The 20,036-nt window shown below is 43.5% G+C and carries 16 protein-coding genes and 1 other RNA gene; 8 read left to right on the top strand and 9 right to left on the bottom strand.

The genetic code is table 11. The annotated features are described in order from the left end of the window. The first annotated feature begins 109 nt into the window (after window positions 1–109). Window positions 110–1,567 (top strand): sigma-54 dependent transcriptional regulator, encoded by a 1,458-nt coding sequence (locus D9A03_RS18385; protein ID WP_120498687.1) that lies wholly within the window; start codon window positions 110–112, stop codon window positions 1,565–1,567. On the opposite strand, the gene D9A03_RS18380 is transcribed toward D9A03_RS18385, so the two are convergent. Continuing rightward, window positions 1,564–2,757, bottom strand: a complete 1,194-nt coding sequence (locus D9A03_RS18380; RefSeq protein ID WP_120498686.1) for an MFS transporter — start codon at window positions 2,755–2,757, stop codon at window positions 1,564–1,566. The two genes, D9A03_RS18385 and D9A03_RS18380, sit on opposite strands and share 4 nt — an antisense overlap. Continuing rightward, window positions 2,750–3,082 (bottom strand): Rap1a/Tai family immunity protein, encoded by a 333-nt coding sequence (locus tag D9A03_RS18375; RefSeq protein WP_162938244.1) that lies wholly within the window; start codon window positions 3,080–3,082, stop codon window positions 2,750–2,752. The genes D9A03_RS18380 and D9A03_RS18375 overlap by 8 nt, the downstream gene beginning before the upstream one ends. Before the next feature lie 230 nt (window positions 3,083–3,312). On the opposite strand from D9A03_RS18375, the gene D9A03_RS18370 reads away from it, so the two are divergent. Then, window positions 3,313–6,801 (top strand): AsmA family protein, encoded by a 3,489-nt coding sequence (locus tag D9A03_RS18370; RefSeq protein ID WP_120498684.1) that lies wholly within the window; start codon window positions 3,313–3,315, stop codon window positions 6,799–6,801. Window positions 6,802–6,884: 83 nt separating this feature from the next. Here the strand turns inward: D9A03_RS18370 and D9A03_RS18365 are convergent, their stop codons facing one another. The 4 genes from D9A03_RS18365 to D9A03_RS18350 form a co-directional block, all read right to left on the bottom strand. Next, window positions 6,885–7,160 carry a ribbon-helix-helix domain-containing protein gene (locus D9A03_RS18365; RefSeq protein ID WP_085901268.1) on the bottom strand — a complete coding sequence of 92 codons (276 nt, stop codon included), beginning with the start codon at window positions 7,158–7,160 and terminating at the stop codon, window positions 6,885–6,887. Window positions 7,161–7,231: 71 nt separating this feature from the next. Continuing rightward, window positions 7,232–8,638: a class II fumarate hydratase gene (gene fumC / locus D9A03_RS18360; RefSeq protein ID WP_120498683.1), complete on the bottom strand. Its 1,407-nt coding sequence runs from the start codon at window positions 8,636–8,638 to the stop codon at window positions 7,232–7,234. Between the two features lie 211 nt (window positions 8,639–8,849). Continuing rightward, window positions 8,850–9,212, bottom strand: a complete 363-nt coding sequence (locus D9A03_RS18355; RefSeq protein ID WP_120498682.1) for a TfoX/Sxy family protein — start codon at window positions 9,210–9,212, stop codon at window positions 8,850–8,852. Further along, window positions 9,209–9,847: an alpha/beta family hydrolase gene (locus D9A03_RS18350; RefSeq protein ID WP_120498681.1), complete on the bottom strand. Its 639-nt coding sequence runs from the start codon at window positions 9,845–9,847 to the stop codon at window positions 9,209–9,211. Before D9A03_RS18350 ends, D9A03_RS18355 begins: the two co-directional genes overlap by 4 nt. A 63-nt stretch (window positions 9,848–9,910) precedes the next feature. Between D9A03_RS18350 and D9A03_RS18345 the strand changes: the two genes are divergently transcribed. Both D9A03_RS18345 and D9A03_RS18340 read left to right on the top strand, forming a co-directional pair. Continuing rightward, the gene (locus D9A03_RS18345) at window positions 9,911–10,114 is read left to right on the top strand and encodes a hypothetical protein (RefSeq protein WP_120498680.1); all 204 of its coding nucleotides are present in this window, start codon (window positions 9,911–9,913) and stop codon (window positions 10,112–10,114) included. 187 nt (window positions 10,115–10,301) lie between these two features. After that, window positions 10,302–13,094 carry a bifunctional aconitate hydratase 2/2-methylisocitrate dehydratase gene (locus D9A03_RS18340; protein ID WP_120498679.1) on the top strand — a complete coding sequence of 931 codons (2,793 nt, stop codon included), beginning with the start codon at window positions 10,302–10,304 and terminating at the stop codon, window positions 13,092–13,094. Between the two features lie 289 nt (window positions 13,095–13,383). Here the strand turns inward: D9A03_RS18340 and D9A03_RS18335 are convergent, their stop codons facing one another. The 3 genes from D9A03_RS18335 to D9A03_RS18325 form a co-directional block, all read right to left on the bottom strand. Then, window positions 13,384–13,941 carry an SspB family protein gene (locus D9A03_RS18335; protein WP_120498678.1) on the bottom strand — a complete coding sequence of 186 codons (558 nt, stop codon included), beginning with the start codon at window positions 13,939–13,941 and terminating at the stop codon, window positions 13,384–13,386. A 105-nt stretch (window positions 13,942–14,046) separates the two neighbouring features. Next, window positions 14,047–14,409, bottom strand: a transfer-messenger RNA (tmRNA) gene (gene ssrA / locus D9A03_RS18330). 71 nt (window positions 14,410–14,480) lie between these two features. Beyond that, entirely contained in the window at window positions 14,481–15,197 is a 717-nt protein-coding gene (locus tag D9A03_RS18325) for a DUF3592 domain-containing protein (RefSeq protein ID WP_120498677.1), read from the bottom strand. A gap of 192 nt (window positions 15,198–15,389) precedes the next feature. Between D9A03_RS18325 and D9A03_RS18320 the strand changes: the two genes are divergently transcribed. From D9A03_RS18320 to D9A03_RS18305, 4 genes are all read left to right on the top strand, one after another. Further along, the gene (locus tag D9A03_RS18320) at window positions 15,390–16,184 is read left to right on the top strand and encodes a thymidylate synthase (RefSeq protein ID WP_120498676.1); all 795 of its coding nucleotides are present in this window, start codon (window positions 15,390–15,392) and stop codon (window positions 16,182–16,184) included. A gap of 69 nt (window positions 16,185–16,253) precedes the next feature. Next, entirely contained in the window at window positions 16,254–17,384 is a 1,131-nt protein-coding gene (locus D9A03_RS18315) for an alanine racemase (RefSeq protein WP_120498675.1), read from the top strand. 42 nt (window positions 17,385–17,426) lie between these two features. Further along, window positions 17,427–17,990 (top strand): rhomboid family intramembrane serine protease, encoded by a 564-nt coding sequence (locus D9A03_RS18310; RefSeq protein ID WP_120498674.1) that lies wholly within the window; start codon window positions 17,427–17,429, stop codon window positions 17,988–17,990. A gap of 118 nt (window positions 17,991–18,108) precedes the next feature. Beyond that, window positions 18,109–19,896 (top strand): methyl-accepting chemotaxis protein, encoded by a 1,788-nt coding sequence (locus tag D9A03_RS18305; protein WP_162938243.1) that lies wholly within the window; start codon window positions 18,109–18,111, stop codon window positions 19,894–19,896. The last annotated feature ends 140 nt before the right edge of the window (window positions 19,897–20,036 follow it).

Here is a 20,036-nt window from a genome sequence, read left to right as displayed (position 1 = left end):
AGAGGTAGGTAGGGCTTGTCTTGAATTGCTTGGCAAGGTGCCGGTTCCTTCGTATCATTTGTAACAAGCTTGTTCCGTTCAGTATTTCCTGATTTTGGTAGTATAGTTGATGGCAGAGACCCCCCCCATTCTTCTTGTTGAAGATACAGCATCGCTAGCTGCTGTGTATACAAGCTACCTAAAGCGCTCTGGATATGATTCAACACAGGTAATGTCGGGAAAAGAAGCTCTCTATGAATTGGATGGGGGAGAATACAAAGTTATGCTTCTTGATCTGCAATTACCGGATATGGACGGTATTGAGATCCTGCGAATGGTGCAGGAGCAGAATCTTCCTGTTGCTGTTGTTATTATCACATCGAATGCATCAGTGAATGTTGCCGTCGAATCAATGCGTTTGGGGGCATATGATTTCCTTGAAAAGCCGTTCTCTGCGGACCGATTAATTGTCACGGTACGAAATGCTCTGAAACACATGCAGTTATCCGAGATGGTTGAAGCCATTAAGGAGCGGACGCATTTTTATGGTTTCATTGGCTCTTCCTTTGCTATGCAGGCGATTTATCGGACAATTGATTCTGCCGCCACATCCAAGGCAACTGTTTTTGTTACGGGTGAAAGTGGTACCGGTAAGGAGGTTTGCGCTGAAGCAATTCATAAATGCAGCCCGCGTGCTGATAAACCTTTTGTGCCACTCAATTGCGGGGCCATACCAAAGGATTTGATGGAATCTGAAATATTTGGTCACGTAAAAGGGGCTTTTACCGGGGCAATTGGTAATCGAGACGGTGCTGCAACGCAAGCAGATGGTGGTACGTTATTTCTGGACGAGATCTGTGAAATGGATCTTGATTTGCAAACCAAGCTGTTGCGTTTTATTCAGAGTGGTACGTTTCACAAAGTTGGAAGTACACGGCTTGAGAAGGTTAATATTCGAATTGTCTGTGCGACCAACCGCAGTCCTTTGCAAGAAGTTCAGGCGGGAAGGTTTCGCGAAGATCTGTATTACCGACTTCATGTTATTCCCATTCATCTTCCTCCTTTGAGGGATCGGGATGAAGATATACTGGAAATCGCGAAATCTTTTTTACTTGATTATGCAAAGGAAGAAAGGAAAGAATTTACAAGTTTTTCTGCAGAAGCAATCAAAGCGATTAATAATTACAGTTGGCCGGGTAATATTCGACAACTACAAAACGTTATAAGAAATTCCATAGTTTTGAATGAAGGACAAATTCTAACCGTAGATATGTTGCCTTCCTTGGGGGGGCAAAATGCTGGTTTTACAGAATATAAAGGTAATGTTCCTGAACGAACTGGTGATGATTCTCGGGATAATAACAAGCACGATTCTGTCGAGTTATTATCTACAGCGAATCACTTGGCAGAACTGCCGCAATCAACCGAAGTTATTCCTCTCTGGATTGTTGAAAAAGAGACAATTGAAGCTGCAATTAAAGCTTGTGGCGACAATATTGTTAAAGCTGCAAGTTTGTTGGACATAAATCCTTCGACGATATATCGCAAAAAAGCTCAATGGAAAGCACACGAAAAGAAGACAAGCTAGTTATAGTTCTTTTTTCTTATCTTTGCTTTTGTTAGTGTGCCAATCATAAGGACAACAAAAAGTATTGCCAGAGCCAGAGACACATAAATCAGAGCTTCTCCCTGAAATGCTTGTGTTGCCTGTCCCCCTATGAGTGGCATTAGGCCACCAACTCCCCACAAAAAGCCAAATGACGCATTTGCGGCTATTAGATCAGCCCCCTTATATTCATGCCCCACGGCAGTAAGAACTGTATTGTAGATAGATGTTAAAATACCACCCCAACAAAATAACAGGAATTTGAATAACAAGATTATATGTGAAAATTGGAAAGTCATAATGATGCAGATTATGCAAACCAAACCCAGAATAAGTAGTAGGCGTGGAATATTCATATGATCGGCGAGCCATCCAATGGGGTATTGGAAGATTAGTCCGCCAAGGAAGAACAGAGTTAGCATAACATGCATGTCAGGTTGCGCGTATCCGACTCTCGAACCGTAGTAGTGAAAGAAAGTGCCCATTAGAGTTTCGGTGCCTGATGCCAGCACAACTGCAGCACAGTAGGCGGGAGCAATGAGTATAAATGAAAACTGGTTAAAACTGCCGGGAGTTTCCAAATCCATCTCTGGATCATTTACAAGCAATAAAGGCATTGTTGCAATAAAACAAATGCAAGCCCCGGTTATAAAGGGAAGCCAGTTGTCAGTGCCAGTTAAAATCAAAAGTAACGGCCCGGACGCAAATCCTAAGCCTAATGAAATATTAAACAGAGCGAGTATTCGGCCTCTATGTGATGAAATGGCAAGATGATTGATCCAGCTTTCGCTGGCTATAAAGATTCCGGCAACGGCCATTCCCATTACAAAACGTATAAGAACCCAGGCAACGGGTGCGGGGAAGAGGAATAGGCAGACAAACATCAATGTTTCGCCCAACATACAGATGATGACAAACTTTCTCATGCCAAGAAAGGAAATGCATGCTGGAACAAAGGGTGAGAAAAGAACAATCGCAATTCCCAGCATTGAACCGATAAGACCAATGAACGAGCCGCTGCTCCCGTCGCGATCAAGGGATATTGTCATCAAAGGAAGGGTGAACCCCATACTGATTCCAGCAATTGATACGCAGGAAATAACTGCTATCAAATCTTTAAGATTATTGGGGCGTATCGAAGGATTTTCGTTTTCCTCTGAAATCTCACTCACACGGATATTTTTCCCTTAATGTTAATACGATGCTTTCAAATGCTGGTTTAGTATCGACCTTTTTTTCCAAAGACTGTCTTATGGCATCAATGAATTGACCGCGTTGTATATTTGGCGGGAAGCAAAATGCTTCTGCAATCAATCCTTGCTCTCGCATTTCCAATAAACTTTCGACGGTGCCGGTAATATAGCCGTTACACAGGCCACCATACCAGCGATCTTCGGAACTACACAGTTGAGTAAGTTCTTTGCTGGAGAGTTGATTCGCTGCAAAGCTAAGGTTTGGAATGAAGAGAAAGAAACAAACAAATAATATTCTAGGCAATATGTCGTATCCGGTCTTAAAAATGTTGAAAAGGGAGTCTATCATGGAATTGCACGTAATGGTTTATTTTTAACTTTCATACGTGAATTTTATTGAATTTGACAGATTTTAAATAGAAGTATTTCTTGCGAATGATTGATTAAATACAAGCTTATGAGTAGGTTAATTCTTAACAATTATAGGGTGTGATTTTTCACACTAAACCATAAAACATCATAAAAGGTTGGATCGTGCGTAAATTTACGATTTCGATATCTGTAATACTGTTGCTTGTTGTTGCCGGTGTGTTGTTCGGCCCAGGATTTGTTAACTGGAACAAGTATAAAAGCGATATCACAGAACAGGTTTATGCCTATACCGGGCGAACTATGGATATTGAAGGGGATCTTAATCTAAGGGTGCTACCTATACCAAGTTTTTCTGCAACTGATGTTCGTTTCGCGAATGATCCAAGATCCAGTAATGAAGCGATGGTTACTCTTGATGAACTGGGCGTTAAAGTCGCGATATTTCCTCTCTTGAGTGGCCGTTTGCGTGTCGATGAGGTCATTTTAAGAAAACCGACAATTCATATTGAGAAGTTTTCGGATGGTTCGGGGAATTGGGTGTTTTCCTCAAAAGAGATAAAGAAAGAGGCTGGTAATACTGCTGAAATTAATAATAGCGGCTTCTCAGCTCAAGAGAGCAATCAAAGTAAGCCAGAAAGCACTTTTTTTTCTGGTGTAACTCTGGATCGTTTTCGGATTGTTGATGGTACAATCCATTATGATGATGCAGAGAGAACTACTCATGAAACCCTTGAAGGGATTAATGTCGAGATTGCTGCAAATAGTCTTACAGGACCTTTTTCGTTGAGTGGAGATCTTCTCTTGCGAGGGCAGCGGACCGAAGTTGAATTGGATTTGGGTAGGTTCGCTGAAGAAGGGGCAACAGCAATTAACACAGGTGTTCGTCTACCAGACTCTCAAGCAAAATTAAAATTCAACGGTTCGGTTTCTCGTCATGTAAACAGTATTTCCTATCGCGGTAAATTTGAAGGTGATGGTAGCGATTTGGGTTCATTGGTTTCTGAATTGTTTAAAGTTGATATGAAGACAAGTGCTGAAAGTGACTTTGAATTATCTGCCGAGCTTGAAGGTAATTTGAATAAGCTTGCCGTGAACGACATTGTGGTGCGTGTCGGAGCACAAAAAATAACAGGTGGTGTTAATGTCGGTCTTAAGGATGGTGTGGCTATCTCAATGAACTTGGCTAGTCCAAGAGTTAATTTGGACGATATTCTTGCTGTTCAAGATGCAATGCAAAAGAATCAGGGAATGACACAAGAGGATGTTCCCCGGCAAAGTACATCGTCAACAGGAAAGACAAAGGCCGAGAGCCGATCTGAACAATTGCCAGCGTCATCGTGGCCAACCTTTTCTCCTGATGTTTTTTTGAAGGCACAGTTAAGTGTTGATGATATTATTTATAATCAACAGATTGTGCGGGGGCTGGTGATGCAAGCACGCCTTCAGAACGGGTTGTTTGAGTTACAGAATTTAAGTGCCCAGCTTCCAAGCGGGAGCCAAATTGCCCTTGCTGCAAATTACCAAAATCAAACAGTAAATGGGCAACTGAATGCGCGAACAGAAGATCTGCGAGGGCTTCTGACCTGGCTTGATATAGATGTTCCTGATGTACCCAATGACAGATTACGACGTCTGGATAGCAAGGTACGATTTAGTTTGAAGCCTGATCAGGTTATTTTAAATCCGGTTTCTGTGACTTTGGATGTTACACATTTGGATGGTGCGGCAACAATTGCTCTTCGGGATCGTCCCGGAATTGGCGCACGCCTTGTCATTGATCGGATTGATCTGGATGCATACAAAGCTGGACAAATAGCAGACCCGGCTCTCCCCGCGAATGAAAATACCAGCGTATCTGAGAACTCTTCTGAAACAAATAATATTAATGGCAAGCAGCAAGAACAGGCATCTGAAAGAAATAAAGCAGGATCGATATTAACACGCGCCGATGCAAATTTGGACATTACACTTGGTGAAGCTGTGTATCAGGGTATCCCCTTTCGTGGTGTGAAGCTTGATGCCACGCTTCAACAAGGTCGCTTGCAAATCAAAAATGCTTCTCTGGATGATATTGAAGGGTCCTCCTTGGCTTTGTCCGGTACGATTAAAGACTTTGAGACTGCGACACCTGCTTTTGATACAACTGTTATTGCCAAAGTTATCGATTTACCAAAACTCCTGACGCTTGCGGGGCAAGAAAAAGTTGATGGGTTAGCGCAACTCGGGTCTGTGGAAGTCAGTGGCAATATCAAGGGAACCAAGGAAAATTTGTCCTTGGATCTTCTTGGAGCAGCAATGGGGGGCTCTTACCAGGCCAAAGGAGTGCTTCGGCCTGGAGAAATTTCTTTATATCAAGGTCTGGTAGCTATTGATCATCCCGATGCAGCCCAGTTGGTTAGACGCATTAACCCTGAAGCAGCGACAAATTCCAAGTGGGGGCGTGTTTCCGTTAAATCGATGGTAAAGGCCGATGCTTCTGAAATAGAGCTTTCAGAACTTGATGGAACCATTGCAAATACGCGTATTCAGGGGAGCGTTATTACAAACCTGACAGGTACAAAACCAAAAGTAACTGCGAACCTTATGACAGGCAAATTGGATTTGAGTAATCTTTTGCCACGGCCTGTTCAAGGGGGTGCTTCTGGTGGCGCAAGCGGTGGCGGCAGTTCGGTTTCCGCGGGATTGAACAGACGCTGGTCGCAGGAAAAATTTGATCTGGCTGCTTTGTCTTCCCTGAATGCAGACGTTTCACTTATATCTGATGCAGTGCGAAGCGATGCCATCAGTATTGCAGATGTACAGGCAAAAGCGACGCTGCAGGACGCCACTTTGACCTTGTCCCAATTCTCAGGCATTGCCTATGGCGGTGGGGTGACGGCAACGGGTACTATTGATGGTCGGGATCAACTGCGCATAGATATGGATATAAATGGCCAAAACATCGATAGTGGTGCATTGCTTCGCGACGTCGCTGATTTCAAACGGGTGTCTGGCCCCATTTCACTTCAGAGCAAGGTAACATCAGAAGGGCGCTCAGAAGCTGATCTTGTTCAAGGGCTGAATGGTAATGGTCAAATTAGTGGTGTCTTAACTGCAAAGGTTAAAACGAAAGAAGTTGTTGGCGGTGCTTTGCTCGGTGTTCTTGGTTCGAAATTAAAAGGAATTCAAGGCGTTGGTGATGCCACAACAACATTGTTGCAATCTTTTGCCGGGCACCCTGCTCAGTTGAAGGGAACCTATACAATTCATAACGGGGTATTGGTTACCAAAGATCTTCGCGTCGATGGCAATAGAACATCGGTCTTTACAGCCGCAACAGTTGATTTACCAGCATGGTTAATTAAAAGTCAAAGCGATCTGTTTAGGGAAGGTGAAGATCCTACCAAACCTTACCTGACTGTTCATTTGAACGGTGAGTTGGATAAACCAAACCCCAGAGTCAAAGGGCAGTTCCTTCAATCAAACAAGTCCAACACGATCAATCAGCTTCTAGGTGGCGAAGTTCCAAGTTCAGATGTGCCTGAACCGCAATCAGAGGTAACGGGTGAACCTGCTGAACAAACAAACGAGCCTGTTGTTGAAGATAAAAAATCCAAAAAGAAAAAGGCTAAAGAACTCTTGAAAGGCCTATTTAAAGAACTTGGTGGCTAAGCCTTAGTCTTTTCGTTTGAAGCGATTACTGGGTAAGGTAATCGAACATAAAAAATAGAGCGCTTCTCCGTTGGAAAGGCGCTCTATTTTTCTGGGGTCGGTTCAGAAGCCGTATCTTTGTTACTGTCTTCAAGCCGTTCTTTCAGGTGATTGAGGACAAGAATTCGAAGCGCGCTTGAAAGGTTACTTGTTCTGGCTTCGTCGACTTGTTCAACAAACTGGTTGAGCGATAAGCCTTCGCGTTTTGCGAGCAGTTTTATTTCCTGCCAAAAGCCTTCTTCCAGACTAAAGCTGGTTCGGTGCCCGGATATAGTTACGGAACGTTTTTTGATTTCTTCTGATTTGAAGTCCAGAACCATGTCGTTCTCTTAATGCAACAAAAGAAGAATAAGGCGGGCAGATGTGGATCTACCACCCGCCTTAAATCTACTTATGTTTTACGGGGGCCGACCATGTTTTCGGGGCGGACCTTTTCATCAAACTCTTCTGCTGTCAGCAGACCAAGAGCCACAGCGGCTTCTTTGAGGGTACTGTTTTCAACGTAAGCTTTTTTGGCAACTTTAGCAGCGTTGTCATAGCCTATATGTGGGTTGAGGGCTGTGACTAACATCAGAGATTGTTGCATCAACGTTGTGATGCGTTCTTCGTTTGCTTCGATACCATCAACACAGTTCTCACGGAATGAATCACAGGCATCACCGATTAGCTTGGCGGATTGCAGCAGGTTGTAAATCATCACAGGCTTGAAGACGTTCAGTTCAAAGTGTCCGTTAGATCCGGATACCGTTATTGTCGTGTGATTACCCATAACCTGTGCGCAAACCATTGTCATGGCTTCTGCCTGTGTTGGGTTTACTTTACCTGGCATGATCGATGAGCCGGGCTCATTTGCCGGCAACAGAAGTTCACCCAATCCACAACGAGGACCTGATCCAAGCATGCGGATATCGTTGGCAATTTTCATCAATGAAGCTGCGAGGACATTCAATGCGCCTGATGCCTCAATAATGGCGTCGTGAGCAGCAAGTGCTTCAAACTTGTTTGGCGCAGTTGTGAAGGGCAGTTTTGTAATGTCTGAAACCTGTGCAGCAAACTTTTCGGCAAAACCTTCGACAGAGTTCAAGCCAGTACCAACAGCTGTGCCGCCCTGCGCAAGCTCTGCTAGACGCGGAAGAGTGTTCTTGATCCGGGCAATGCCGTATTCAATCTGTTTGGCGTAACCGGAAAACTCCTGGCCGAGAGTCAGTGGTGTTGCGTCCATCAAATGGGTACGCCCAATCTTGATGATTTTTTCGTAAGCCTTTGCTTTGGCATCAAGGGAAGTATGTAATTTTTCCAGTGCAGGAATGGTTTCTTCGCTCAACTGCCTGACACCCGCAATGGACATTGCTGACGGGAAAGTATCGTTTGATGACTGTCCCATATTGCAGTGATCATTTGGATGTACAGGGGATTTTCCGCCACGCTCACCTGTCAGCAGTTCATTTGCACGACCTGCGATGACTTCATTGGTGTTCATGTTACTTTGTGTACCAGAACCTGTTTGCCAAACGACCAGCGGAAAATGATCGGTTAATTTGCCGTCGATAACTTCTTGCGCGGCCTGACAGATTACTTCACCCAGCTTTTTATCCAGCACGCCCAGTTCAATATTTGTACGGGCTGCGGCCAGTTTCTGTGTGCCAAGTGCTTTAATCAAAGCTGGTGGCATTTTTTCACCACCGATCTTGAAGTTTTGTAGCGAGCGTTGAGTCTGTGCACCCCAATAACGGTCTGCTGCGACTTCAATTTCGCCCATGGAATCTGTTTCGATACGGATGTTGCCTTGATCGGACATGCTGGTGGCTCCCTAACTTTCTCTGGCAGCTGGTATAATAATCAGAGCAGTAACAGATTTGTCTGTTATCTGTTCAATTGTAATGTTGCGCCGCAGTATACACAGAATGCGTCATGGAAAAACAGGCTATCTGCACTATTTATTCTCGGTGACTGTTATTCTTTCTTTCTAATTAGCTTTTTGCGTTCAAAGGATGTTGTTGTTGGTTCGATTATAATTTTCTTTTTTTTGGTTTCTTTTTTGCGTGAGCACGTTTTGATGCGGCAATTGCGAGCTCGGCCCAGTAAATAAATTCTTCTGGATCTTCCTGTGCTGTTTCAGGGACAAGCCAATATGACATTTTTATCGGTTTGTTTTTACCTTCATAAGTGAAGGGTTCGCTGCCAGCCTCGATAAAAAGATTCTCACTTTTTTTATCAGCTTTTAAATAGATGTTTCCAAAAGCTTCCAAGGCAAACATGATATCTTCAAAATAAAGACCATGTCCGCCAAACATTGGTCTGACTCTGATTTCACCCAGAGGAAGACAGAGATTTATTGTTTCTTCTATGCAGCTTGGTAAGGTTTTGTTCATGGGTTTGTCTCGTTAATAAATACGTTTACAGCCTCAATTGCCTCGGACCAGTTTTGTTCATTCGTTCGACCTGATCTTTTCCGTTGGGTTAAATTATGATCCCCATCTTCTGACCAATAGAGCTTTATTTTATCCGATAATGAATAATGCTTAACTTCGTCTGGTTTGCCAAAGGGATCCCGTGTTCCTTGGATAACAAGGCAGGGTGTTTTTGCATTTTCAAGGTGTGCCGTTCTGGTTTTTTCTGGTTTCCCGGGCGGATGAAAAGGATAACCGAGACAGATTGTGCCTGTAACGTTCATTTCATCGGCAATCATACTGGCCATACGCCCACCAAGAGATTTCCCCATTATGTAAAGGGGACGTTGCGGGTGCTGGTTTATAATCTGTTGCCAGAATTCCAATAGTTTAGGTGCTTTATCCGGAGGGCGCTTCTTCCCGGTTGTTCTACGTTCTGCCATAAAGGGGAATTCAAATCTGATAACGTGGTGACCGTCATTCCCTAATTTTTCAGCGAAATAGTTCATAAAGTCGCTATCCATGGGGGCACCTGATCCATGGGCGAAAAGGATAGTGGCCTTATCTGTATTGCAAGGCTTATCCGGACCGTTTTGTAGAAAATGGATGCTTGTCATGATGCTTTCGTGTATATTTAGAACAGGTTATGACTTTTTATGCACAGATCTACGGTATAGAGCATGAGTGATATTCGCCAGAAAGATTTATCTGACAAATCTGTTCAGGAGATGTCTTCTGAAGAGAAGAAAGAAATGCGTCGGCGTTTTGAAGAGTTTGCCAGCCAGGTCGGTCAGAACAATGATTCTATTCTCGCAACGCCTGAAAAGCCCAAGAAAGTGGTAAAGTGGGATCCCAAAACTATGGGACGTGCATCGAAGAAATAAACAGTTAAAAGATACTGTGTTGCTACGATAGAGACTTGGGAAAGCTCGTGTTGCTGCCGCAGAATATATTGCAACGCGGCATGAATTTGCTATACACCGACATACAAAAAACTTCCCGGGTCCTCCTAGTCCCTTTATCAAGACCTGGTATTTAATAACTTATCTAACGTCATACGTCGGGATAACCATGAGCCTGTATACAGCCTACCTAGAAGAGATCGAAGCGCGTAAAGAACAGGGATTAAACCCTAAACCTATAGAAGATGATGCGCTTACTCGAGAAATCATATCTCAAATCAAAGATACGAAAAACGAACACAGAGAAGATTCTCTGAAGTATTTCATATACAACACCTTGCCCGGCACAACCAGCGCAGCTGGCGAAAAAGCGGCGTTTCTCAAAGAGATTATTCTTGGTGACGCAGTCGTTGAAGAGATTACTAGCTCTTTTGCTTTTGAACTCCTTTCTCATATGAAAGGTGGACCTTCTGTTGAAGCTCTTCTTGATTTGGCTCTTGGTGATGATTTTTCGATTGCTCAACAAGCTGCAGAAGTGCTGAAAACACAGGTTTTCCTCTACGATGCTGATACGACACGCCTGAAAGCGGCTTTTGATGCCGGAAACGCTATTGCACGTGATGTTTTGGAAAGTTATGCCAAGGCTGAATTTTTTACCAAGCTTCCTGACGTAGAAGATGAGATCAAGGTTGTTACCTACATCGCAGCTGAAGGCGATATTTCCACCGACTTGCTGTCGCCGGGGAATCAAGCACACTCTCGTTCTGATCGTGAACTACATGGTAAATGCTTTATCTCCAAAGACGCACAGGATGAAATTCAGGAACTTCAAAGGCAGCATCCTGATAAGCGGGTGATGCTGATTGCTGAGAAAGGCACCATGGGTGTCGGATCTTCACGTATGTCCGGGGTTAACAATGTTGCCTTGTGGACAGGTAAACAGGCCAGTCCTTATGTTCCATTTGTTAATGTTGCACCGATTGTTGCGGGTACAAACGGGATTTCGCCGATTTTCCTGACAACAGTTGGGGTAACTGGCGGTATTGGTATTGATCTGAAGAATTGGGTTAAGAAGCTAAGTCCGGAAGGCAAGCCAATTCTGAACAATGATGGCAATCCAATTCTGGAACAGAAATTCTCTGTAGAAACGGGGACTGTTCTCACCATCAATACAAAAGACAAAAAGCTTCTCAATGATGTTGGTGATGAAGAACTTGCTGACGTGACTTCTTCTTTTAGTCCGCAAAAGGTTGAGTTCATGAAGGCCGGCGGGTCTTATGCTATCGTATTCGGTAAAAAGCTTCAGACCTTTGCTGCTGAAACTCTGGGTGTGGAATTGAAATCAGCTTTTGCTGCTTCAAGAGAGATTTATCATGAAGGGCAAGGGCTTACAGCCGTTGAAAAAATCTTCAATGCAAATGCTGTTGGTGTTCGTCCGGGGGCTGTCTTGCATGCAGGTTCCGATGTTCGTGTAAAGGTTAATATTGTTGGTTCTCAAGACACAACAGGCCTTATGACTTCGCAAGAACTTGAAGCTATGGCTGCGACAGTTTTATCCCCGACAATAGATGGTGCCTACCAGTCTGGTTGTCACACGGCGTCTGTCTGGGATTTTAAAGCTCAGGAAAATACGCCCAAGCTGATGGCTTTTATGAACAAGTTCGGACTGATCACAGCACGTGACCCGAAAGATGTCTATCATTCCATGACAGACGTGATTCACAAGGTATTAAATGATATCACTGTGGATGACTGGGCCATCATCATTGGTGGTGACTCTCATACACGAATGTCAAAAGGTGTGGCTTTCGGTGCTGACTCAGGTACAGTGGCTTTGGCTTTGGCAACTGGTGAAGCAACGATGCCAATCCCTGAATCAGTTAAGGTTACCTTCAAAGGTACTATGGCTGATCACATGGATTTCCGTGATGTGGTTCATGCGACACAGGCACAGATGCTTAACCAGTTCGGTGATAACGTCTTCCAGGGGCGTATTATTGAGGTGCATATCGGTACGCTTCTGGCTGATCAGGCTTTCACCTTCACAGATTGGACTGCTGAGATGAAAGCCAAAGCGTCAATCTGTATTTCCGAAGACAAGACCCTGATTGAATCGCTGGAGATTGCGAAATCACGCATTCAGATTATGATCGACAAGGGTATGGAGAACGATAATAAAATGCTCCATGGCTTGATCGATATTGCTGAAAAGCGTATTGCCCAAGTCAAATCCGGTGAAAAGCCAGCATTGATCCCCGATGATAACGCCAAATATTTTGCAGAAGTTATTGTTGATCTGGATGAAATCGATGAACCAATGATTGCAGATCCAGACGTTCACAATGCCGATGTTTCCAAGCGTTATACACACGATACAATCAGACCTATTTCCTATTATCAGGCAGAGAAGAAAGTCGATCTTGGATTTGTTGGTTCCTGTATGGTTCACAAAGGCGATGTGAAAATTGTAGCGCAAATGCTTCGTAATCTTGAGAAAGAGCACGGTAGTGTCGAATTCAAAGCGCCATTGGTTGTTGCCGCACCGACTTACAACATCATTGATGAGTTGAAGGAAGAGGGTGACTGGACCGTCTTGCAAAAATATTCTGGTTTTGAATTTAATGATGAAGCCCCAAAACTTGAGGCTCGTACAGAATATGAGAATATTCTCTATCTTGAGCGACCTGGCTGTAGTCTTTGCATGGGGAACCAGGAAAAAGCTGCTAAGGGTGACACTGTTCTCGCTACCTCAACGCGTCTTTTTGAAGGTCGCGTTGTGGAAGATTCCAAGGACAAAAAAGGTGAATCTTTACTGGCTTCTACGCCGGTTGTTGTTCTCTCTGCAATTCTTGGTCGTACCCCAACAATGGAAGAGTACAAGGCGTCTGTTGAAGGTATTGACCTCACCAAGTTTGCGCCGCCGCTTCAAAAGCCGGGGAATACAAAGTCAGCTCACTTCTAGCACCTTTTGACACGATTTTTCTAAAGTTGTATGCGGGGGCGGCCTTTTATGGCTGCCCCCTAATTGCTTTGGCAGGTCGGTTATTGATGATTGGAAGATCAAATGAGCTAGAAATTGGCTATATTTCTGCGTGAGCAGTTCTATGCCATAGCTGTGCATTTTTGAGAGAGCAATAACCTCTTATCCCTTGTATTGAAGCATACAAAAGATCATTCCATCAAATCATAACAGGATGGTATTCAAGTCGAGTTTTGAAGCAGTTATGCCTAGATATTCGGATGAAGAAGGATTACTTTTTTCTGAATGTATCCAGCGTGACAATGTTATCACCGGATTCACGCTGTTTTTCCTTGAGTTTTTGCTCTTCCGGGCTGTCATCTGCATTGGCAGCTGTATCGCTATTTTCGAAACCGTCTTCGTCAAAATCTTCCAGAAGATCTTCTAACTCTTCTTCCAGATCTTCGTCATCACCATTTGTGATATCAAACTGCAAGCCAAATCGTACGGATGGATCGGCAAAGGCAACGATAGCAGAATAGGGAATGCTCATGCGTTCCGGAACATCAGAGAAGTTTAGTGTTACGCTGAAGCCATCTTTACCAACTTCAAGATCCCAGAATTGATATTGAAGGATGATGGTCATCTCACCGGGGTAGCGCGCTTTCAGGTGGTCAGGGATACTGACATCTTCCTGAGCTGTTTTAAAGGTGATGTAGAAATGATGGTCGCCGGGCAGGCCATGTTCTGCGGCGTATTCAAGCGATTCCCGAACCACATTCAAGAGAGCTTTTTCGACCATATGGTCGTAGCGGAGTTCGCTTTCTGAAATCTCGTTGTTTCCCGACATACTTCTAATTTACCCGGCCACTGCTTATCTGAACGTTTTGTCGCTCTGATTCATTTTATACCTTTATCTGCTACTCTAACACAAAGCCAGAGTCCAGACATGAAAAGTGGGGGCTTCTGTTGCCAGGTGCCCCCGAACCCCGCCTAGGCTTGTGACAGCCTAGGGCTTAAAAGCGGTTGCTCAGACTGCAATTAAGCAGCGAGAGCTACCTCACGAGAATTGTCATTTGCAATTACTCAAAACGGCCCGATAACGGCGGAACCATGCCGGGCACCGAACAAATCTTTACCACGCGTGTCGATCCTGTTTCGCCCCCATAATTCACATTCATCTGAATGTAAGGAATGGTGGAGGCGCCGGGTACCGCCCCCGGGTCCACAACGCTTATTCCATAAGTCCGTTTAGCACCATAGACGACCGAAGCCGACACCTTGAATATAGTAACTATCTGTAGGACTTCACAAGAGTAGATGTCTAAAAAGAGTGTTTTTCTTAGCCAAAAGGATTTACGCGTTATTTTAAATAGCGAAAACCAAGAATTATCCCGCTGTTTTGGGCAGGAAGGAAATATCGACAAAATATTTTTCCGGATCTGAATGATCAACTAAAACAATGACGGTATCTCGCTGTATATGAGGGCTGGGATTAAACCATATATTTTCACTTTTGAAGAGGTGTTGCGTGTTGTTTATCGGGTTTTGCCAGCGCGCTATAATCTGGAACGGGTATTTGCCATTAACCCTTATGCTCGTGTTCTCACTAATAGAATCTATTTGGGCCGTAACGGGAGAACCATGACGTAACAGGTACTTTTTCAGTTTTTCTTTTTTGTATAGATAGGCCGATATACCAAGACCAAAAGCGGAAAAAATGAAACCCACTATTCCCAAAATGATATGGCCAAACCAAAGCGATAAGGTGTCATTGATTTTCGCATCTTGTGGGGCTTGGGGGGCATAGAGAATGCTAATGGTCTCTCCTCTGCTATAAGCTGGTGGATTTGCCCCGGTGCTTGATTGGAAGGTTATCTTTTCGCCTGTTAAGGTCTGAAAGACAACTTCAGGACGATAGACATAAGAGTTGCTTGTGGACGAGCTTGATGAAGAGCGATACCGGATCAAGTTAGTCACTGTTCCTTGGGCAGAATGAGCCGTATCGATAAATTGAAATGTCATATAGGACCATGCCCCCATAGAGAGCAGGGCGATGAGGCCTACACCGATAAAAATATATTTAAGAGTTCTGATTATTTTCATTCGGGACACTTCTTCATTGAGCGTTCTGGCAAGGCGGTTGGATAGATAAATTATGAGAGATTAACATTTTTTGCAAAAGGACATCTGCTCAACTGATGACTAAATCCTGACACGTGATATGATATTTCAAACAGGTTTTCGGATTCTTCCCATCCTAACTTTTGCACACCATAACTTTTGAAAGGAAAATTAATGCGTCAGTATCTCGATCTCATGAAAGATGTCCTGGAGAACGGAACGGATAAAGGAGATCGTACAGGTACAGGCACTAGAAGTGTTTTTGGGCGACAGATCCGCTTTGATCTGTCTCAAGGGTTCCCTTTGATGACGACAAAAAAACTTCACCTTAAGTCGGTCGTTCACGAGTTGCTTTGGTTCTTGTCCGGGGATACGAATATTAAATACCTTAAGGAAAACGGGGTGCGGATTTGGGATGAATGGGCTGATGAAAATGGCGATCTTGGTCCTGTCTATGGACACCAGTGGCGTTCATGGCCCACACCTGATGGCACAACGGTAGATCAGATCACGAATTTGATGGCGCAAATCAAGAGTAACCCTGATTCCCGACGGCATATTGTTTCTGCCTGGAATGTGGCCGAGGTGGACAATATGGCCTTGCCGCCGTGCCATAGTCTGTTTCAGTTCTACGTTGCCGAAGGTCGGTTATCTTGCCAACTTTATCAAAGATCTGCGGATATTTTTCTGGGCGTTCCCTTTAATATCGCGTCCTATGCGCTTCTGACCTATAAGATTGCACAGCAAGCAGATCTGGAACCGGGTGATTTTGTCCATACCTTTGGTGATGCTCATATCTATTCCAATCATTTTGAGCAGGTGAAAACTCAATTACAACGTGAACCGCTCAAATTGCCGAGCCTGCGGATCAAAAGAAAACCCGACAGTATCTTTGATTATACCTTTGATGATTTTGAGATTCTTGATTACGAAGCGCACCCACATATCGCAGGAAAAGTATCTGTTTAAACGTAAATCTTTGTACTGATTGACCCGTTTTACATTTCATCAACACAAGCACCTTTAGGGGACAAAATCATGCCTTTCAATACTCTGAATACGCCAGCGCTTTTGCTTGATAAGGATGTGTTTGAAGAAAATTGTCGGGTGATGCAAGAGCGCGTCAAAGAAGCCGGAATAAAGTTACGCCCGCATATGAAAACGGCGAAAACTCTCGAAGCTTATCACTGTGCGACAAAAGATGGTTTTGATGGCATTACGGTTTCTACCTTGGCTGAAGCAGATTTCTTTGCCAGTGGTGGTGTAACAGATATTCTCTATGGTGTGGGGATTGTTCCATCAAAACTATCTCAGGCGCAGCGAGTGCAGGATAAGGGCGTCAAACTGACGTTGATCACTGATAATTCTGATGCCATTTCCTTGCTGGATGATGAAGCCAAGAGGCTCGGGACAACTTTTCCAATTATAATCGAGATTGACAGTGGCGGGCGACGCGGAGGTGTACTTGTTGATTCTCAAGATCTTTTGAATCTGGCAACGGCTATTATAGCGTCCCGGTGCTTGAGCTTGGAAGGTGTAATGACTCATGCCGGTCATTCTTATCATTTCTCTACACCAGAAGAGATTGCTGAAATAGCCGAGCAAGAGAGGGTATCTGTTGTTAAAGCCTCAGAACGTCTTTTGAAGGCAGGGTTTGCTTGCCCTGTTGTCAGCGCCGGTTCAACACCGACAGCTGTTTTTGCCAAAAGCTACGAAGGACTGACAGAAATAAGACCGGGCGTTTATATGTTTGGTGATGTTGACCAGATGTTTATCGGAGCATGCAAGCAAAATGAGATTGCAGCGACGGTTCTGGCTTCAGTCATCGGGCATAACAAAACGGCAAAACGTCTTTTAATTGATGCTGGCGGTTTAGCTTTATCGAAAGATATAAGTGCTAGCGAGTTCTCTTCCCACACAGGCTATGGTCTTGTGTGTGGACTGGATGGCGACGTTATTGAAGAATTATATGTTGAATCTGTTCATCAGGAACACGGTCTTATTACATCCGTTTCCGGTGATTTGCCCTACGATAAATTTCCGGTTGGCAGCCGTCTTCGGATCTTGCCAATTCATACCTGTATGTCCTGCGCAAATTTTTCTCATTATGACGTACATAGTACTGAAGGAGAGCTTTTGGGGAAATGGGAACGGGTTAATCGTTGGTGACATGCAAACGGGCTTCGTGATATTGGACATTATGAAATTAGGATGAATTTTCTTAATCGCTTCCGGGATGTCTTTATTTTTGTGGGCGGCCTCTGGGTCGTTTTTGCCTTGAACTGGGTATTGTCAGGCGCACTTTATCAATACGGTCTTGTCCCCAGACACATTGGAACACTTCCGGGAATTCTTGTTTCTCCTTTTTTACACGCTGACTATGTCCATCTGATATCTAATTCGGTCCCTCTGTTAATCCTTGGCTGTTTGGTGTCATTGGAAAGGCGCGGAGACAGAAAGGGTCAGTTTCGTTCGGTGTGTTTGGCACTTATCCTCTTTTCGGGCGGGCTGGTATGGTGCTTTGGGCGCACAGCACTTCATATTGGTGCGAGTGGTCTTGTCTATGGGTTACTAGGCTATCTCTTGGGATCTGCATGGTGGCGAAGAGATTTTCGATCAATCGTCATCGCAGTATTTGTTCTCGCGCTTTATAGCGGGTTAATCTCGGGACTTTTTATTCCTACGAGGGGCGTTTCATTCGAAGCACATCTGTTTGGGTTTTTATCTGGTGGGTTGATTTCATACATATCTAATGTATCAAAAAAATATATTTAATGTAGGGTTACACTTAGGGGATTTTAATATTTGAACCTATTTAATTGTTTGATTAGTAATAACTTTTTTATAATGCACATATTTTGTTTGTTGATTATTCTCGGATGAGTTTAATTGTTTGTATGTCTTTCAGTTAAGTAAAAATAAATACTATGGCCGTAAAAGTATTCACAGGGAAAGTTGCCAAAAATTAGGGGTTGTTATGATGAAGTCATTGAAAATTAGTACGAAAATTGTCTTTTTGTTTGTATTTATTATTGCAATCACGGCTTCCATGGTTGGTGGTTGGGCTGCATGGACTTTTAAAGCCGATTTAACTCAAACAGTGATTGAGCAGCAAAATTCTAGTTTGCGAACAGCGGCTGCTCTTTTGAAAAAGCAGTATCCTGAAACGACCTTTTCTGTCGACAATAAAGGTAAAGTTCGGGATTTAGTTATGGCTGGGATTAGCGATTTCAAGGATCATAATATGATTGATGAAATTGGAAAGATAACTGGTGAAACGGTTACTGTTTTCCGGTGGGAAGATGAGAGTAAAGATTTTTGGCGGGTTACAACAAACATAATTAAAGGTGATGGAGCCAGAGCCGTTGGAACACCACTAGGCCAAAAGGGGAAAGTATATCCAGTTATATTATCTGGAAAAACATTTAACGGAGAAGCTAATATTCTTGGAAAAGATTATTATACTATTTACGAACCAATTCTTTCTCCTGAAGGGCAAAAAATTGGTATTCTCTATGCTGGTGTTCTTAAAGAAAAGATCAATCTGGGCTTAAATAATATTATTAATGCGCTCATTGTTGCTTCATTGATTGCGACTCTTATTGGTGCAATCATTACGATTATTGTTCTTCGTAGTTTGATGCGCCCAATTCCGATGCTTGCAATTATGATGGAGAAGGTCGCAGGCGGTGATCTGAACATTGAAAATGCCTACATTGATCGAAAAGATGAAGTTGGCGAAATGGCTCAAGCATTGGAAATTTTTCGAGCGAATGCGGAAGAAAAAGAGCAGTTGGAGCGAGAGCGTATTGAAGCTGAAAAGCAATATGAAGCTTCTGCGCAACAAGAAAGAAAGGCCTTATCTGAAGAGTTTAAAGCTTCTGTTGAAAGTATTGTGAAGCAAGTCTCTTCGTCAGTAGGGAATTTGACCGAGATTGCCCAAAATATGTCTAAGGATTCAGAAGCGGCTCTTGCTGGGACTAATCAGGCAACAGGATCTACACGCCATGCGACTGAAAGTGTAAATGCAGTTGCGGCTGCATCTGAGGAGCTTGCTGCTTCAATAAACGAAATCATGCAGCAAGTACAAAGATCTGGCACTGTTGCAACAAGCGCAACAGATGAAGCTATTGGCGCAAATGATAAAATGGAACAGTTGACAACAGCGGCACAAAAAATAGGAGAAGTTGTCAGTTTAATTGCAGAAATTGCTGAGCAGACAAACTTGTTAGCACTTAATGCGACAATCGAAGCCGCAAGAGCAGGAGAAGCCGGTAAAGGATTTGCTGTTGTTGCTTCTGAAGTTAAGAGTCTCGCATCTCAAACAGCCAAAGCTACTGAAGAAATCGAACAGCAAGTAAATGATATTCAATCTGCTACGGGATCTGTTGGCGGTGCGATTAAGGGTATTCAAACGATTATTGAGGAAATAAACCAAATTTCTACCGTCATTTCTTCTTCTATAGAAGAACAGAGTAGTGCGACAACTGAAATTGCGAGCAGTATATCTGTTGCTTCTCAAAATACCTCTACTGCATCTGAGCAGATTTCTTTAGTTGAAAATTCTGTAAATCAAACAAATGGAGCATCTCAAAATGTTCTTGCTGCGACGACAGAGTTACAAGGTTTTAGCAGTGACTTATCCAGGCAGGTTGACGGTTTTATTAATAAAATAGGATGATTTTCACTAATTAGTGGACTATCAGTTTAAATATATCTGGTACTAAAAGCTTTTCTTATATTAATGGGAAGCTTTTAGTACCTTTACCCCATCTTTCACTTGGCCGAACATAAACGCCTGATGAATGTTTACAGTGTGAC

The sequence above is a fragment of the Kiloniella sp. EL199 genome, assembly GCF_900313065.1.
Lineage (GTDB): Bacteria > Pseudomonadota > Alphaproteobacteria > Kiloniellales > Kiloniellaceae > Kiloniella.
This window is presented reverse-complemented; position numbering and strand designations above follow the sequence as displayed.

Coding starts and splice junctions, on each gene's coding strand:
- D9A03_RS18320 (WP_120498676.1), top strand. CDS start 15,390: ATGCGTCAGTATCTCGATCTCATGAAAGATGTCCTGGAGAACGGAACG.
- D9A03_RS18345 (WP_120498680.1), top strand. CDS start 9,911: ATGAGTGATATTCGCCAGAAAGATTTATCTGACAAATCTGTTCAGGAG.
- D9A03_RS18355 (WP_120498682.1), bottom strand. CDS start 9,212: ATGAACAAAACCTTACCAAGCTGCATAGAAGAAACAATAAATCTCTGT.
- fumC (WP_120498683.1), bottom strand. CDS start 8,638: ATGTCCGATCAAGGCAACATCCGTATCGAAACAGATTCCATGGGCGAA.
- D9A03_RS18315 (WP_120498675.1), top strand. CDS start 16,254: ATGCCTTTCAATACTCTGAATACGCCAGCGCTTTTGCTTGATAAGGAT.
- D9A03_RS18335 (WP_120498678.1), bottom strand. CDS start 13,941: ATGTCGGGAAACAACGAGATTTCAGAAAGCGAACTCCGCTACGACCAT.
- D9A03_RS18325 (WP_120498677.1), bottom strand. CDS start 15,197: ATGAAAATAATCAGAACTCTTAAATATATTTTTATCGGTGTAGGCCTC.
- D9A03_RS18365 (WP_085901268.1), bottom strand. CDS start 7,160: ATGGTTCTGGACTTCAAATCAGAAGAAATCAAAAAACGTTCCGTAACT.
- D9A03_RS18340 (WP_120498679.1), top strand. CDS start 10,302: ATGAGCCTGTATACAGCCTACCTAGAAGAGATCGAAGCGCGTAAAGAA.
- D9A03_RS18350 (WP_120498681.1), bottom strand. CDS start 9,847: ATGACAAGCATCCATTTTCTACAAAACGGTCCGGATAAGCCTTGCAAT.
- D9A03_RS18310 (WP_120498674.1), top strand. CDS start 17,427: ATGAATTTTCTTAATCGCTTCCGGGATGTCTTTATTTTTGTGGGCGGC.
- D9A03_RS18385 (WP_120498687.1), top strand. CDS start 110: ATGGCAGAGACCCCCCCCATTCTTCTTGTTGAAGATACAGCATCGCTA.